At 64.3% G+C, this 14,839-nt stretch carries 12 protein-coding genes; 8 read left to right on the forward strand and 4 right to left on the reverse strand.

Annotated elements, in window-relative coordinates; all coding sequences use genetic code 11:
* Nucleotides 1-159: 159 nt before the first annotated feature.
* Together DBZ45_RS13275 and DBZ45_RS13280 are read right to left on the reverse strand one after the other, a co-directional pair.
* Entirely contained in the window at nucleotides 160-1,377 is a 1,218-nt protein-coding gene (locus tag DBZ45_RS13275; RefSeq protein ID WP_190243123.1) for an AGE family epimerase/isomerase, read from the reverse strand.
* 156 nt (nucleotides 1,378-1,533) lie between these two features.
* Nucleotides 1,534-2,556, reverse strand: coding sequence for a LacI family DNA-binding transcriptional regulator (locus DBZ45_RS13280; protein ID WP_223257077.1), 1,023 nt, complete (start codon nucleotides 2,554-2,556; stop codon nucleotides 1,534-1,536).
* 362 nt (nucleotides 2,557-2,918) lie between these two features.
* Here DBZ45_RS13280 and DBZ45_RS13285 point away from each other — a divergent pair, with 362 nt between their 5' ends.
* The 8 genes from DBZ45_RS13285 (at nucleotide 2,919) to DBZ45_RS13320 (ending at nucleotide 10,629) form a co-directional block, all read left to right on the forward strand.
* Complete coding sequence (locus DBZ45_RS13285) at nucleotides 2,919-3,605, forward strand: nucleoside/nucleotide kinase family protein (RefSeq protein WP_111904367.1); 687 nt, start codon at nucleotides 2,919-2,921, stop codon at nucleotides 3,603-3,605.
* 112 nt (nucleotides 3,606-3,717) lie between these two features.
* Nucleotides 3,718-4,482, forward strand: coding sequence for an ATP-binding cassette domain-containing protein (locus DBZ45_RS13290; RefSeq protein WP_111904368.1), 765 nt, complete (start codon nucleotides 3,718-3,720; stop codon nucleotides 4,480-4,482).
* Nucleotides 4,479-5,564 carry an ABC transporter permease gene (locus DBZ45_RS13295; protein WP_111904369.1) on the forward strand — a complete coding sequence of 362 codons (1,086 nt, stop codon included), beginning with the start codon at nucleotides 4,479-4,481 and terminating at the stop codon, nucleotides 5,562-5,564. Before DBZ45_RS13290 ends, DBZ45_RS13295 begins: the two co-directional genes overlap by 4 nt.
* Nucleotides 5,565-5,607: 43 nt before the next feature.
* Nucleotides 5,608-6,588: an ABC transporter substrate-binding protein gene (locus DBZ45_RS13300; protein WP_111904370.1), complete on the forward strand. Its 981-nt coding sequence runs from the start codon at nucleotides 5,608-5,610 to the stop codon at nucleotides 6,586-6,588.
* An 80-nt stretch (nucleotides 6,589-6,668) separates the two neighbouring features.
* Nucleotides 6,669-8,168 (forward strand): mannitol dehydrogenase family protein, encoded by a 1,500-nt coding sequence (locus DBZ45_RS13305; RefSeq protein ID WP_111904371.1) that lies wholly within the window; start codon nucleotides 6,669-6,671, stop codon nucleotides 8,166-8,168.
* A complete protein-coding gene (locus DBZ45_RS13310; RefSeq protein WP_190243124.1) occupies nucleotides 8,165-8,941 on the forward strand; it encodes an SDR family oxidoreductase in 777 nt (258 codons plus the stop codon). The genes DBZ45_RS13305 and DBZ45_RS13310 overlap by 4 nt, the downstream gene beginning before the upstream one ends.
* 50 nt (nucleotides 8,942-8,991) lie before the next feature.
* A complete protein-coding gene (locus DBZ45_RS13315; protein ID WP_111904372.1) occupies nucleotides 8,992-9,576 on the forward strand; it encodes an AAA family ATPase in 585 nt (194 codons plus the stop codon).
* A gap of 153 nt (nucleotides 9,577-9,729) precedes the next feature.
* Nucleotides 9,730-10,629: a hypothetical protein gene (locus tag DBZ45_RS13320; protein WP_223257072.1), complete on the forward strand. Its 900-nt coding sequence runs from the start codon at nucleotides 9,730-9,732 to the stop codon at nucleotides 10,627-10,629.
* A 304-nt stretch (nucleotides 10,630-10,933) separates the two neighbouring features.
* Here DBZ45_RS13320 and DBZ45_RS13325 read toward each other — a convergent pair whose 3' ends face one another.
* Nucleotides 10,934-12,973, reverse strand: a complete 2,040-nt coding sequence (locus tag DBZ45_RS13325; RefSeq protein WP_317616964.1) for an ABC transporter ATP-binding protein — start codon at nucleotides 12,971-12,973, stop codon at nucleotides 10,934-10,936.
* A complete protein-coding gene (locus tag DBZ45_RS13330; protein WP_111904373.1) occupies nucleotides 12,970-14,721 on the reverse strand; it encodes an ABC transporter ATP-binding protein in 1,752 nt (583 codons plus the stop codon). The genes DBZ45_RS13325 and DBZ45_RS13330 overlap by 4 nt, the downstream gene beginning before the upstream one ends.
* Between the last annotated feature and the right edge of the window lie 118 nt (nucleotides 14,722-14,839).

Genomic DNA, 14,839 nt, shown 5'->3' on the forward strand with positions numbered 1-14,839 from the left:
CGGGAGCCGTGCTGATCGCGGGGGCGTCGGGCCAGGGCGTAAGAGCAGGCTGGGTCGCGGCCGATAACGTAACCCAGGCGACCAGAGCCACCGCTTTCGGCGGGAATTGTCGGTCTTTCACGAGGAATCCTACTGATACGGCGGCCAACTGAAATTCGGTCAGCTGCCGTTTCCAGCGGTCATGATGGCTCGCGCTGTGCTCTCAGCGACTGGCATCTGAGGTAGGAGAACCGCTTGAAGCGCGTGGTAGATGTCTGGCTTCCCGGACCACATTGTGTAGCTTGGGCGGTTGTTGGGGTCGAGAAGGGGGTGCCAGCTGCCGTGTTCGGTGTCGACGAAATGCATTTGGGCGAAGTTGGCCCATTCTCGCAGGTCGTTTGCGTAGCGTGGGGCGCCGCCCGTCAGCCGTGTCCAGGTCGCTGCCGCGGAAATCGCTTCCGCTGTTACCCAGTGCGGCCGGTCACGAATCACCGGTTGCCCGTTCCAGTCCACCGTATACACGAAGCCCGCTTTGCCGTCTGCAGCCCATCCGTGCTTCGCGGCTGTTTCGTAGAGGCCTGCGGCTGCTTCGCGCAGCCAGGCCGGCGGCTGCTCGAATGTTGACTCCAGTTGCAGCAGGAGGCGGCTCCATTCGAACAGGTGCCCGGGCGTCATTCCGTAGGGGTGGAATTCGTGGCGGGGATTGTCTGCGTTGAACTCGGGCATCGGTGTCCAGTCCGGTCCGTAGTGTTCGTTAAGCCACCAGTTAGCCGACCGTGCCCGGGTGTTGATGAAAGTCTCGGCGATGCGCAGCCCGAGTTCCCGCCACTCGGTGTTTCGGGTGTAGCCGTAGAGTGCGAGCAGGGCCTCCAGCCCGTGCATGTTGGCATTGGCGCCCCAGTAGGGTTCCGGTTCGGCGAACTCCCGGTCCCAGGATTCGAAGAGGGCCCCGGCTTCATTCGACCAGAATCGGGCCCGGAGCACGTCAGAGACGTGCTCCGTCAGTGATTCGCCGCCTGGAATGCCGGCGGTGGCGGCGCTGGATGCAGCCAGTGCGACAAAGCATGTGTCATATGCTCGCTTCCGTTGCGCGGCCGGTGTCCCGTCAAGGGAGCTCACATAGCCGCCAAAGGCTTCGTCCCGGAATGCGCCGGAAAGGCTGGCAACACCGTGGCTCGCGTAGCCTTCGACGTCCGGCATGCCGAGCAGGGAGGCGGTGCTGAAGCAGTAGGTCATTCGGGCAGTGACAAAGCAAGCGGGCGAACGGCCCTTTTCCACGGCTCCGAAGCGGTCTAGGAATCCGAAGCCGCCAGGAACGGCTGAAGCCTTGGCGAAGTCAATCAGGCGCGCCAGTTCGCGATGACTGGTGACGGTCGTGGAGTGGGGATAGATGAACAAGGGGCACCTCTCTGCGACTGAATCAAGCCGCTTAATGGAAAGGTCGTATCGGCCGGCGGACCCACCTCCGGGCCCGAACAAAACGCGATTGCCGCCACCTTGGCGGCCCGCCGTCGGGTTTGCGGGCGGGCCGGTCAGGGTAGCGAGACGGCCCAGCTAGCCAATCGTCATAAGGCCTGGCTCAGGGGCAGTCAGCACCGGGCTCGACTGGCACGACTGGCGTTCGATGAGGTTGACGGGGAGAATGTTTTTGCGTCGGAACCTCTTGGCGGGGGCGGAAATCCGGGCAAGGATGCGTTCGGCCGCTACGCGTCCAACGTGGCGGGGGTCCTGGTCAATGACGGTGACCGAAGGGCGGAGAACATCAGCCATCGTGAAGTCGCCATAGCTGATGAGGGCGATATCGGTCCGGTTCAGTGTTTGAAGGGCTGGAAAAACGCCGATCGAAAAGCGGGCGTTGGACGAGAAGATTGCGGTTGGGGGCTCGGGCAAGGCGAGCAGCGTTTTGCACGCCGCAGCGGCACAGTCCGCGTCGTGGGAACCGAGCATGACCAGATCCTTGTCGACCTTCAGGCCTGCGCTGTCAAGGGCAGCCAGGTATCCCTCCAAGCGAAGCCTTGTGGTGGGCACCTCAGTGGAATCTCCGACAATCGCGATGCGCGTGTGCCCGTGTGAGATGAGGTGCTGGGTGGCTTCACACGCTCCCCCGAAGTCGTCCTCCACGAAGTAGTCGGCGTTGAACTTCGAAGGCGTCCGGTCGATGAAAACGATGGGGAAGCTGTCCTGCCAACGCGCCAGGTAGGACTGGTCTGCGGAGATCGGGGCGATAATGAGGCCTCCAATCTGGTGGCGGACAGTTGTTTCGATGATGCTCTGCTCCAAGGATGGGTCATCCCCCAGGCTGGTCACGACTATTGCCATGTCCTGTTCACGTGCGGCCAGTTCGATTTCCTTCGTGACGGCCGCAAAGAAAGGATCGGCGACATCGGGCACCGCGATGCCTATGACGGCTGACTTGCCTTCGCGGAAGGTCCGGGCCAGCATGTTCGGCACGTACTTGAGTTCCCGCATGGCCGACTGCACGCGTTCGCGGGTGTCTTCAGTGACATGTGGGTCGTCGTTGAAAACCCTCGAAACCGTTTTGGCGCTCACGCCGGCGCGCGTGGCCACGTCCTGCATGGTAGTCACTCTTCGGCTCCTTCATCGTCCGCTTCGAACAGCCGCGCCACACTACTGCCATGACGCGGGAAATGTCTTCGCGAGCACCTTGATTCATGTCATCGGTGACAACCGCCTGCGCCTCCATCCTGCCTCATGGTTGACTGAACTTCAAGCAACCATGTCATCGATGACATGAATTTTCGATTGTTCCTTGACATCGATGACATGGGGACTTTAGATTGCTGTTAGGCAGGTCACAAGGAGGCCTCCGCCAATCAGGCGGAGCGCAGGCTTTGGGCCCAGCAGTTGATTTAGACAGCGCTTCAATGGTGTAGCAGCACAGCTTCTTCACCGTGGCAGGACCATCGGAGGAGACAGTGATGACTACCGCTGAAGATCAGAGGCATCCCCCGCATCGAAGGGGAGAACGACTTACCTGCACGCTGGAGGAGCTGGTGGAGCGCGCCAGGTCCCTGGCCGCCGGAGGAAACCGCTTCGTACTGGGAATTACAGGGGCGCCCGGAGCAGGCAAATCCACGGCGGCACTAGCCATCGCCAAGGCCCTTGGTGACCAGGCAGCACTGGTAGGCATGGACGCATTCCACTTGGCCAACGGGGTCCTCGCCGGCCATGGTTCGCGTGGCCGCAAGGGCGCACCGGACACCTTTGATTCCTGGGGTTACGCCCATTTGCTTCGGCGGCTGAAGTCCAACCGGGAGCCGGTGGTTTATGCCCCGGTCTTCGACCGCAGTCTCGAGGAATCCATTGGATGCGCTGTGCCGGTGGGCTGTGACGTTCCGCTGGTCATCACGGAAGGAAACTACCTTTTGCTGGATGCCTTGGGCTGGCGGGAGGGCAGGGAAGTCATAGACCAGGTCTGGTACCTGGACACAGGAAACGACGAGCGGCAGCGGCGGCTCATACGGCGCCACGAAGCATTCGGTAAACCTGCCGCGGAGGCGGAGGCGTGGGCGCTGGGCAGCGACCAACGCAATGCCGACATGGTCGAAAGCACCCGGGAGCGGGCCGACCTGATCATCAACTTGACCGGCATCCACCGGCCGTAAACCGAGCGCATGAGTGTGAAAAGAGGAAGGCAAGAGTGACAGCACAACGAAGTGTCCCCGGCCAGCTGGCCGGGACTGAGACGACCGACCACGATCTGACAGGTACCAGAGCATGACTACCATTCCGGTTCTTGAAGCACGCGGCCTGACCCGCAGTTTCGGCAACGTCCGGGCTCTCGACGGGGCCGATTTTGACGTCAACGCCGGTGAAGTCGTTGCCCTGATCGGCGACAACGGCGCTGGAAAATCGACGCTGGTGAAGGCACTTTCGGGCAACCTCGCCCTGGACTCAGGGCAGATCCTCTTTGCCGGCGGCCAAGTCGAACTCACATCCCCCAGCCACGCCAACAGCCTGGGCATCGAAACCGTCTATCAGGACCTTGCCCTGGCACCACACCTGAACGCGGCCCAGAACATGTTCCTCGGGCGCGAGATCCCCAAGCCCGGCCTTCAGGGCCGATTCGGGTTCATGGACAACAAGGCCATGCGGCTGAAGTCCCGGGAGGCGTTTGACGAACTGGGCGCCACGGTGCGAAGCCTCTCGGACCCGGTCGGCAGCATGTCAGGCGGCCAGAAGCAGGCCATCGCCATCGCTCGCGCCGTGGCTTGGGCCAAAGGCGTCATTTTCCTGGACGAACCGACGGCCGCCCTGGGCGTCGTGCAAACCAGGAACGTGCTTGACACTATCCGCCGTGTCCGCGACAAGGGTGTGGGCGTCGTCTTCATCAGCCACTCCATGCCACACGTCATCGACGTCGCCGATCGCGTCCAAGTCCTCCGCCTGGGGCGCCGAGTGGCCACCTACGAGGCAAAGAGAACGTCTGTGGAAGAACTAGTCGGCGCCATGACCGGCGCCCTTGATGGAGCACAATCATGACCACCACCGAAGCCACACCCCGCACAGCAGGGACCGCCAGTGCCCTCACGCGCACCCATTCCCTTCGGCAGGTCCTGCAGGTTCAGTCATTCCAGATCCTGCTCGTCCTGCTCGTCATCTTCCTGATCTTCGCCGCCATGGCACCGGAGGTGTTCCCGACCTGGGGCAATGTCCGCCAGATCATCCAGAATGTCTCCATCCTCGGCGTCCTCGGCATCGGCATGACGTTTGTTATCGTCACCTCGGGCATCGACCTGTCAGTCGGCTCCAACCTCGTCTTCTCCGGCGTCGTAGCTGCCAAAGTCATGCAGTCCATGGGCGACGCAGGATGGGGAACGGCGTTCGTGGGCATCATCGTGTCCATCGGCTGCGGACTCGGATGGGGCCTGCTCAACGGCGTCCTCATCGCAAAGGCCAAGGTCCCGCCCCTGATCGTCACGCTGGGCACCCTCGGTGGCGCGCTCGGGCTCGCCCAGGTCATCACCGGAGGCGTGGACATCCGGGAAGTTCCCGCGGTTCTGCAGGACACCATCGGCTACGGCAACGTCCCCGGGACCACGCTGCCGACGATTTCCCTCATCGCGATGGTGCTCATCGTGATTTTCGGAATCGTGCTGCACCGGACCCGGTTCGGCCTCTACACGTTCGCCATCGGCTCCAACGAAGAGTCGGCCCGCCGGGTGGGCGTGAAAGTGGACCGCCAACTGATTTCCATCTACGCACTCTCCGGCGCCCTGGCCGGTGTGGCGGGGATCCTCTCACTGGCTCAGTACGGCACTACGGCCATCGCCGGTCAGTCCGCAACCAACCTGAACGTGATCGCCGCCGTCGTGATCGGCGGAACCTCACTTTTCGGCGGAGTCGGCACCATCTTTGGAACCGTCGTCGGGCTCTTCATCCCCGCAGTCCTGCAAAACGGATTCGTGATCGTCGGCGTCCAGCCGTTCTGGCAGCAGGTCGCCGTCGGCGCAGTCCTCGTCGCCGCCGTCTACGTCGACCAGCGCCGCCGGGCCGCCGCGGCCCGCGGCCATTCAGCCAAAGATGACGGCAAGAAGAGACTTTTCGGACGCCGATCCAACTGATTCACCCATACCCCAACACATCACAGCAAAGAGGAGCTAGACAATGAAGTTGACCCCTAAGATCACCCTGCTCGCTGCGGGCGTACTTGCCGCATCGTCCCTTTCGGCCTGCGCCGGCGGCAACGCCTCCACCGGGACCTCCGCTTCGGCGCAGCCCAAGCTGGCGTTCATCCAGGGTGTCGCCGGCGACGAATTCTACGTCAGCATGCAGTGCGGCATCGATGCTGCTGCCAAATCGGCGGGGGCGACCATCAACACCCAGGGGCCGGCAAAATTCGACCCGACGCTGCAAAAGCCCATCGTTGATTCCGTTGTGGCCTCGAAGCCGGACGCCATTCTCATCGCACCCACGGACGTGGCGGCAATGCAGGCGCCTCTGAAGGCTGCTGCCGCGGCCGGGATCAAGGTTGTTCTGGTTGACACGACGGTACAGGACCCATCCTTCGCCGCGTCTTCCATCGCTTCAGATAACAAAGGCGGCGGTCTGGAAGCCTTCAAGGCGATTAAGAACCTCAACCCCAACGGCGGAAAAGTACTCGTCATCTCCACCGATCCCGGCGTCTCGACAGCCGATGCCCGGGTCGCAGGTTTCGAGGAGGGCGCGAAAGCTGACCCGGCATTCGAGTACCTGGGCGTGCAGTACAGCCACAACGACCCCGCTGAAGCAGCCAAGCTAGTTTCCGCCGCCCTGGCCAAAGACCCCGACATCGTTGGCGTCTTTGCGGCCAACACGTTCGCCGCGGAGGGAACAGCCACCGGCATCCGCCAGGCCGGCAAACAGGACCAGGTAAAGATCGTTGGATTCGACGCCGGACCGGCACAGGTCAAGCAGCTCAAGGACGGCGTCGTTCAGGCACTGATCGCCCAGGAACCGGCTTCCATCGGCACCCAGGGCGTGGAGCAGGCCCTCAAGGCCATCAAGGGTGAATCCACGCAGAAGGACATCCAGACCGGGTTCAAGCAGATCACCGCCGACAACATCAGCGGCGAGGGTGCGCAGTACGTCTACAAGTCCTCCTGCTAGCAGACGGACGGGCGGTGCTGTTGCCCGCACTCCAAACGGGCAACAGCACCGCCCAATCTCCCACTGAAGGAAAGAATGACATGACGTACCTGAACGAGGCGGCCCTCCCAGAACTGGCCCACCGGCTGCCGGTTCCGACCTACAACCGCTCTGCGGTCAAGACCGGCATCGTCCATTTCGGAGTCGGAGGATTCCACCGTTCGCACCAGGCCATGTTCATCGACAGGCTCCTGAACCGGGGCGGCTGTCAGGACTGGGGAATCTGCGGCGTGGGCGTCCTGCCCTCGGACGCACAGATGCGCGACGCCCTCCAAGGCCAGGACGGCCTCTACACCCTCGTGCTGAGGGCCCCGGATGGCACCGAAACAGCCCGCGTCATCGGCTCCCTCACCGAATACCTGTTCGCCCCCGATGACCCCGACGCGGTCATCGCCAAACTCGCTGATCCTGATACGCGGATCGTGTCCCTGACTGTTACCGAAGGCGGGTACAGCATCAACGACAGCACCGGGGAATTCGAGCCGCGCGCCCTCGACGTTGTCCATGACCAGCAGCCCGACACCGTCCCCCGCTCGGTGTTCGGCCTCATCACCGCAGCCCTGGCCCAGCGGCGGGAGCAAGGCACTCTCCCGTTCACCGTCATGTCCTGCGACAACATCCAGGGAAACGGCGACACCGCCCGCAAAGCCCTGATGTCCTTCGCCCGTCTTAAGGACGCTAACCTCGCCCACTGGATCAGCGACAATGTCGCCTTTCCAAACTCCATGGTGGACCGCATCACCCCCGTAACAACGGGCGCCGACCGCGAAACCGTCTCCACGAACTACGGGCTGACGGACGCATGGCCCGTCGTAGCCGAGCCTTTCGAACAATGGGTCCTGGAAGACAGCTTCACCAACGGCCGCCCACCCCTGCAAGACGTAGGCGTGCAAATCGTAAATAACGTTGAACCCTACGAACTGATGAAGCTTCGGCTGCTCAACGCCAGCCACCAGGTCATGAGCTACCTCGGCTACCTCGCCGGCTACCGGTACGTCCACCAGGTCTGCTCCGACCCACACTTCGCCCAATTCATCCTGGGCTACATGGAGGAGGAAGCCACACCAACACTGCAGCCCGTCCCCGGCATCGATCTGGACGACTACCGGACAGAACTGCTCCGCCGCTTCTCCAACCCAGCCATCCAAGACACCCTCGCACGCCAAATGGTCGACGCCTCCGAACGGATTCCCAAGTTCCTCCTGCCCGTCATCCGTGAACAGCTCGAACTCGGAGGTCCCATCGACCGTGCGGTCCTCGTCCTCGCCGCCTGGTCACGATATCTGGAAGGCACAGATGAACAAGGCGCACCCATCGAAATCACCGACCGGCGGCTCCAACAACTACAGACGGGCGTCCGTGCCGACCAGGCCGAACCCGGCGCATTCCTTCACCTGGCCGAAGTCTTCGGCGACCTGGGACAAAACGAACGCTTCACCGCCGCCTACCGGCAAGCCCGCGCCGCCCTGAAACGCTCCGGCGCGCTCATCGCCGTCCAAGACCTCACCGACCGATCCGTATCAACAAGGAGAACTTCGTGAACCACCCGCCGACATCCAGCACCAGCTCCGAAGCACGTACAGCAGCGACCGACTTCACCGGCCGCACGATCCTCGTCACGGGAGCAAGCGGCGGCATCGGGGCCGCGACCGTCAGGCAGCTCACCTCCGCCGGGGCAAAGGTCATCGCCAGCGCACGGACCCTCGACTCACTCACCACTCTCTGCGACGAAACAGGCGCACAACCCCTGGCCTTCGACCTCACCGACGAGGACGGCATCAGGGACGCCATCGAGGGCCTGGACCTGTGGGGCGTTGTGAACTGTGGCGGCTTCGGCGGGGAAATCGCCACCCCGCAGGACACCGATATCGACGTCTTCGACAAGGTCATCAGCATCAACGCCCGCGGCGCCCTCCTGGTCATCAAGTACGCCGCACCCTCCATGATCCGACAGGGCAACGGAGGCGCCATCGTCAACGTCTCCAGCCAGGCCAGCCTCGTCGCCCTCCCCGGGCACATCTCCTACGGCTCATCCAAAGCCGCCCTGGACAACATCACCCGGGTCTCCGCGCTGGAACTGGGGAAGCACAACATCCGCGTCAACAGCGTCAACCCCACCGTTGTCATGACCCCCATGTCTGCCTGGTACTGGGGAAGGCCCGACATAGAGCGCCCCTTCCTCGAGCAGATGCCCTTGGGACGATGGGCCACCGTCGAGGAAATTGCTGCGCCGATCGTCTTCCTGCTGAGTGACGCAGCCTCAATGATCACCGGCGTCTCCCTGCCCATCGACGGTGGATACTCCAACCGCTGACCGCCGAAGCCGGTAACGCTGGCCCGCGACCTGGAACGGATAACACTTACATGACCGAAGAACCCACTTCCGAAGCGATCATCGTCTGCGGAGTACCCGCCAGTGGCAAGACAACATTCGCCCAGGGACTCGCCCGTGAGCTCCGCTGGACCTACCTCGACCTGGACACGCTGACCAATCCATTGTTCGAATACATGGGCGGCGAGTTCCTGGTCGACGTGCCAACCTCGGACCCCCCGGCGCGGGCAAGCGTGAACGACATCCGCTATACCTGCCTGTTCGACACCACCCGGGAAAACCTCGGTCTGGGCAACAGCGTGGTGGTGGTCGCCCCGTTCACATCGGAGCGGACCTTCCCGGTGGCCTGGGCGAGGCTTGTCGAACGGCTTGCCGTTCCGGCGTCCCGCGTTCACCTCGCCTGGATGGACACCCCGGCCGAGGAGGTCGTGATCCGTATGCAGCTGCGCGGGGCCGCACGCGACCTCGAGAAAGTCAAAGAACCCGAACGCTTCCTCTCCCCGGACGTGACACGCCCTCCCGGTGTCGGGCACATCAGGATTGACGGGCTGCTCGCCCCGCCCGACCAGATCAATCACTTCCTGAAGGACTTCGCAGTCCGCGAAGCCGTGCACTGACCGACCACCAAAGCCACACCACACTTTCACCAGCACAGGGTAATGCCGCAGAAAAGGCCACCCTGCGAGCCGCCGTGCCCGCGCACAGCGCTGCCATCGGCGCCGCATGCCAGCCAAACCCACAAGACCATAACCACCCAATAGGAGAACCCAGTGAACGAACTCACGACCCTTGAACGCCGCGGTATGGCCGCCATCTCGACGCCGGGCGGCAAGATGCTCATCGTTGCCGCCGATCAGCGCAACGGCATGAAGGCCGTCATGAACGACGCGCCGGAAGGACCGGGCTCGATCACCGCCCAGCAACTCTCCGACGCGAAGGCAGACCTCGTCCGCTACCTGGGCAACGCCGCACCAGCCATTCTGCTCGACCCCGAAGTCGCCCTCCCCCGCGTAGCAGACGAAGGCATTCTCTCCCGCGACACCGCACTCGTCGTCGGCCTCGACGCTTCCGGCTTCGAGACTGTCGAGGGCCTGCGCTACACGAAGTATGTCCCCGGCATGTCGCCGCGCAAAGTACGCGAACTGGGCGGCGACGTAGCCAAAATGCTCTGGTACATGCGGCCCGACCGCCAGGACGCAACCTCCCGCGTCGCAGACGAGATCCGCGAACTCGTCACCGAATGCTCCCAGGAAGGTCTCCTCCTCATCGTAGAAATCCTGGTCTACCGGCTCGATGGCGAAAGCGAGCAGGACTACGCGGCCGCGTTCCCCCGGCTCGTCGCCGACGCCGCACGACTCTCCGTAGAATGCGGCGCGAAAGTCCTCAAGCTCCAGTACCCGGGATCAGCCGAAGCCAGCGCCTCCGTCACCGAAGCCGCCGCCGGCGTGCCCTGGGCCGTTCTCTCCGCCGGCGTCGACCACGAAACGTTCATCAAGCAGGTAGAGATCGCCGTCGCAAACGGCGCAGGCGGCGCCATGGCCGGCCGCTCACTGTGGAAGGACAGTCTGGCCCTTTCACCCGAAGTCCGCGAACACCTGCTAACCACGCGGGCACTGCCCCGACTGCACGAACTCGAAGCCGTTGTGGACGGCACCCTCGTCGCCTCCTAACCCACACACAAGGTGCCGGCAGCTGTACAGGAAATGGACCAGCAGCTGCCGGGACCTGCGGGCAATGCTTGAACTTGGGCGTTCCACATCGAGCTGAGCTACACCCCAACCTGACGTCAGGCAACCGCCTAAAAACCGTCAGAATAGGGTCTGATAGCGCATTTCCTCACGTACCCATCCGAAGGTCTCAGACCCCAACCTGACACTTTCGGAACTCGAGCCTCGGTCGATGAGCAGCGGTGGCTCGGCGGATAAGCATGGATCAGCCGACTGAACCAGAACGGACAGCGGCAGCTCGCAGGCCTTAAACCTCCGCCGCAGGCGCAGCGAACTGCGCCTCGTACAGGCGCGCATACGCCCCACCCGCAGAAAGCAACGAAGCGTGCGTGCCCTGCTCCACGATCTGGCCGGCCTCCAGCACCAGGATGAGGTCGGCATCGCGGATCGTGGAGAGGCGGTGGGCAATAACGAAAGAAGTCCTATCCGAACGCAAAGCGCTCATCGCCTTCTGCACCAGCAGCTCGGTGCGGGTGTCCACCGAACTCGTCGCCTCGTCCAGGATCAGCACCGACGGCCGGGACAGGAACGCCCGGGCAATCGTCAGCAGCTGCTTCTCCCCTGCCGACACGTTGGAGCCCTCGTCCTCGAGCACGGTGTCGTACCCCTCCGGCAGGGCGCGCACGAACCGGTCCACGTACGTCGCCTGCGCCGCCTCCACGATCTCCGCTTCCGACGCCGACGGCCGGCCGTACGCGATGTTGTCCCGGATGGTCCCGCCGAACAGCCACGTATCCTGCAGCACCATGCCCATCCGCGAGCGCAGCTCGCGCCGGGGCACAGAGGTGACGTCCACGCCGTCGAGCGTTATCCGCCCGGCGTCCAGCTCGTAGAACCGCATCATCAGGTTCACCAAGGTGGTCTTGCCCGCCCCGGTGGGGCCCACGATCGCCACCGTCTGCCCGGGCTCGGCCACCAAACAAAGGGAGGAAATCAGCGGCTTGTCCGGTGAGTAGGAGAACGAGACGTTCTCAAACACGAGCCGGCCCCGCCCGCCGTCGAACGAACGGCCGGAGGCCGCAACAACAGAAGCAGGATCGGACGACTGCTCCTCCTCGTCCAGCAGCTCGAACACCCGCTCCGCCGACGCCACCCCCGACTGCAGAAGGTTGGCCATCGACCCCAGCTGGGCCAACGGCTGGGTGAACTGACGCGAGTACTGGATGAACGCCTGCACGTCGCCCAACTGCATCGCACCGGACGCCACCTGCAGCGCACCCACCACCGCGACCCCCACGTACACCAGGTTCCCGATGAATGTCAGCGCCGGCATGATCAGGCCGGAAATGAACTGCGCGCCGAAGCTCGCCTCGAACAGCTCCGCATTCTTCTGCCGGAACCGCTCCTCCACCTCCCGCTGCCGGCCGAACACCTTCACCAGCGCGTGCCCCGTGTACGTCTCCTCGATCTGCCCGTTCAGCTCCCCCGTGTGCTTCCACTGCGCCACGAACAGCTTCTGCGAGCGCTTGGCGATCAGCGCCGTCGTCACCAGCGTCAGCGGCACCGTCACCAGCGCGATCAGCGCCAGCACCGGCGAGAGCAGGAACATCATCACCAGCACGCCCGCCACCGTGAGCAGTGACGTGACCGCCTGGGAGATGGACTGCTGCAAACTCTGCGAGATGTTGTCCACGTCGTTCGTCACCCGGCTGAGCAGCTCGCCGCGCTGGATCGAGTCGAAGTACCGCAGCGGCAGCCGGTGGATCTTCGCCTCGATCCGTTCCCGCAGCCGGTACACGGTCCGCTGCACCACGCCGTTGAGCACGTAAGCCTGGATCCAGCCGAACGCCGACGCCAGCACGTACAGCGCCAGCGCCCACAGCAGCACATTCGCGAGCGCCGCGAAGTCGATCCCTGCGCCCGGCGTCAGCGTCATCGCCCCGATCATGTCCGCCTGCGCGTTCTGCCCGGACGCCCGCAGCCCGGCAATCACCTGCTCCTTGCTCACCCCGGCCGGCAGGTTCTTGGACACCACGCCGGCGAAGATCAGGTTGGTGCCCTCGCCCAGGAGCCGCGGCCCGGTCACCGAGAACGCCACGCTTACGACGGCGAGCGCCAGTACCAGCGCCAGCCAGGCCCGCTCGGGGCGCAGTTCCCCCAGCAGCCGCCGGGCCGACGGCCCGAAGTTCAGCGCCTTCTCCGCCGGGACGTTCATCCCGGCAAACGGTCCGCCGCGTCCCGGCCCGCCCGCCGGCCGGGGAATGCGTACGACGTCGGGCCGCTGGGCTCCGGGGGCAGTGCCGGTTCCGGTCTGCTCGGCTCGCTGGGCGCGGCTTGAGGTGCTCATGCCGCCTCCTCCGCCGCCAGCTGCGAGGACACGATTTCGCGGTACGTCTCCGAACTCTCCAAGAGCTCACTGTGCGTTCCGCGCCCGACGATCCTGCCGCCGTCGAGCACCAGAATCTGGTCCGCGTCCATGATGCTGGAGACCCGCTGCGCGATAATCACCAGCGTGGCCCCGGCGGTATCCCGGTGCAGCGCCTGCCGGAGCCGGGCGTCCGTAGCGGTGTCCAGCGAGGAAAACGAGTCGTCAAAGATGTACAGCTCCGGCCGCTTCACCAGCGCCCGGGCAATCGCCAGCCGCTGCCGCTGCCCGCCGGACACATTGGTGCCGCCCTGCGAGACCGGCGCGTCCAGGCCGCCCTCCATCTCGCGCACGAAGTCTTCAGCCTGGGCAGTGGCCAGCGCGTGCCAAAGCTCCTCTTCGGTGGCGTCCGGTTTGCCGTACAGCAGGTTGCTCCGCACGGTTCCGGAGAACAGGTAGGGACGCTGCGGCACCAGTCCGATGTGCCCCCAGAGCAGGTCCGGATGCAGCTCCCGCACGTCCACGCCGCCGATCATCACCGACCCTGAGGTGGCGTCGAAGAGCCGCGGCATGAGGTTCACCAGGGTGGTTTTCCCCGAGCCTGTGCTGCCGATCACTGCCGTCGTCTTGCCTGCGGCGGCGGTGAAGCTGATGCCGCTCAGGACCGGCCGTTCGGCACCCGGATAGGCGAATCCGACGTCGCGCATTTCCAACTCACCGCGAGCGGTGCCATGGGAAGTATCAGCCGTGAACACCACCGGGTTCACCGGCGGCCGCACGGACGACTCCGTCTCCAGCACCTCCCCGATCCGGTCCGCCGAGACTGCAGCCCGGGGGATCATTACGGCCATGAACGTGGCCATCATGACGGACATCAGAATTTGCAGCAGGTAGCTGAGGAATGCCACCAACGTGCCCACCTGCATGGAGCCGTCCTCGATCCGGAACGATCCGAACCAGATCACCGCCACGCTGGAAACATTGAGCACCAGCATCACCACGGGAAAGGCGAGCGCCATCAGCCGCCCGGCCCGCAGCGCCGTGTCTGTGACGTCCGCGTTGGCGCCCGCGAACCGCTCGGTCTCCAGGTCCTCGCGCACGAATGCCCGCACCACCCGGATGCCCGCCAGCTGCTCGCGGAGCACCCTGTTGACGGCGTCGATCCGCAGCTGCATCAGGCGGAACAGCGGCACCATCCGGCTGATGATCACCCCGACGCCGAGCAGCAGCGCCGGCACGCTCACGGCAATCAGCCAGGACAGCTGGGCATCCTGCCGGACGGCCATCACCACGCCGCCGATGCTGAGCATGGGCGCAGCCACCATCAGCGTCGCGGACATCAGCACCAGCTGCTGCACCTGCTGGACGTCGTTGGTGGACCTGGTGATGAGGCTGGCCGGGCCGAACCTGGTGACCTCCTGCTCGGAGAACCCGCCCACCCGAGTGAAGATCGCCCCGCGCAGGTCCCGCCCCATGCCCATCGCCGCCTTGGCCCCGAAGTACACCGCCGTCACCGCGCACCCAATCTGCAGCAGCGTGATAAGCAGCATGAGGCTGCCAACGCGCAGGATGTAACCGGTGTCCCCCGTGGCCACGCCAAGGTCGATGATGTCCGCGTTCAGGGTGGGGAGATAGAGGGAGGCAATGGACTGCGCCAGCTGGAAAACGACGACGGCGATCAGCAGCCGCCGTTGCGGCTGCAGGTACCGGACAAGAAGCTTCCACAGCATGCAGGCCCTCGCAGCAGGTCCTCGAAGTGATCGGAAGGCCAGTTTACGTCCGGCGGCTTGGGGCAGCCTGTAGGCTGGGGCCATCGCCGGAATTCCGGAAGAGCGGCAATTGAACACC

It is taken from the genome of Arthrobacter globiformis, from assembly GCF_003261175.1.
Taxonomy (GTDB): domain Bacteria; phylum Actinomycetota; class Actinomycetes; order Actinomycetales; family Micrococcaceae; genus Arthrobacter; species Arthrobacter globiformis_A.

Coding starts and splice junctions, on each gene's coding strand:
- DBZ45_RS13330 (WP_111904373.1), bottom strand. CDS start 14,721: ATGCTGTGGAAGCTTCTTGTCCGGTACCTGCAGCCGCAACGGCGGCTG.
- DBZ45_RS13290 (WP_111904368.1), top strand. CDS start 3,718: ATGACTACCATTCCGGTTCTTGAAGCACGCGGCCTGACCCGCAGTTTC.
- DBZ45_RS13305 (WP_111904371.1), top strand. CDS start 6,669: ATGACGTACCTGAACGAGGCGGCCCTCCCAGAACTGGCCCACCGGCTG.
- DBZ45_RS13285 (WP_111904367.1), top strand. CDS start 2,919: ATGACTACCGCTGAAGATCAGAGGCATCCCCCGCATCGAAGGGGAGAA.
- DBZ45_RS13315 (WP_111904372.1), top strand. CDS start 8,992: ATGACCGAAGAACCCACTTCCGAAGCGATCATCGTCTGCGGAGTACCC.
- DBZ45_RS13295 (WP_111904369.1), top strand. CDS start 4,479: ATGACCACCACCGAAGCCACACCCCGCACAGCAGGGACCGCCAGTGCC.
- DBZ45_RS13280 (WP_223257077.1), bottom strand. CDS start 2,556: ATGCAGGACGTGGCCACGCGCGCCGGCGTGAGCGCCAAAACGGTTTCG.
- DBZ45_RS13300 (WP_111904370.1), top strand. CDS start 5,608: ATGAAGTTGACCCCTAAGATCACCCTGCTCGCTGCGGGCGTACTTGCC.
- DBZ45_RS13325 (WP_317616964.1), bottom strand. CDS start 12,973: ATGAGCACCTCAAGCCGCGCCCAGCGAGCCGAGCAGACCGGAACCGGC.